Genomic DNA, 786 nt, shown 5'->3' on the forward strand with positions numbered 1-786 from the left:
TAACTAAAACCAAAGGGATATGAACAGGAAAACATTTTTACGCAACAGTGTGCTGGCGGGCTCGGCGATGGCTGTACCCGGGAGTGTGAAGGGGATGACGGCCTCAACGCCATCCACACCCGGTCGGGGTCAACAACACTCTTTTAATCTCAAGTACGCCCCCCATTTCGGGATGTTTCGCCATCACGCGGGCGAAGACCCGATTGACCAGCTCAAGTTTATGGCGGATGTCGGGTTTACCGCCTTTGAAGACAACGGCATGATGGGGCGCTCCCCGCAGATGCAGGAGAAGATCGGCAACCAGCTGGCCAACTCCGGCATGCAGATGGGCGTGTTTGTGATCGACAAGGGCGGGAATGCGGCCAATTCGTTTACCACCGGCGACCCCGAACACACCGAAATTTTTGTAGAGGCTTGCAAGGAGGCGGTAGAAGTGGCCAAGCGGGTGAATGCCACCTGGATGACCGTAGTGCCCGGCAATTTTGACCGCTCCCTGCCGATGGGCATCCAGACCAGCAATGTGGTGGAGACGCTCCGCCGCGGGGCCGAGATTTTTGAGCCGCACGGGCTGGTGATGGTCCTGGAGCCGCTTAGCGACACCCCAGAGCTGTTCCTGCGGCATTCGGACCAGACCTACCAGATCTGCAAGGCGGTGGACAGCCCGGCCTGCAAGATCCTGTATGATATCTACCACATGCAGAAAAATGAGGGACGCCTGATCCACAACATGGAGCTGTGCTGGGACGAGATCGCCTACATCCAGCAGGGGGACGTGCCGGGCCGCAA

The 786-nt window shown here is 58.3% G+C and carries 1 protein-coding gene; it reads left to right on the top strand.

Features of this window, described 5'->3' with window-relative positions; all coding sequences use genetic code 11:
- Positions 1-19 precede the first annotated feature (19 nt).
- The coding region (locus tag ACG2E4_RS18445; RefSeq protein ID WP_395277508.1) for a hydroxypyruvate isomerase family protein at positions 20-786 on the top strand (767 nt) is incomplete at its 3' end.

This window comes from Halalkalibaculum sp. DA384 (assembly GCF_043951955.1).
Taxonomy (GTDB): Bacteria; Bacteroidota; Rhodothermia; order Balneolales; family Balneolaceae; genus JAMQKA01.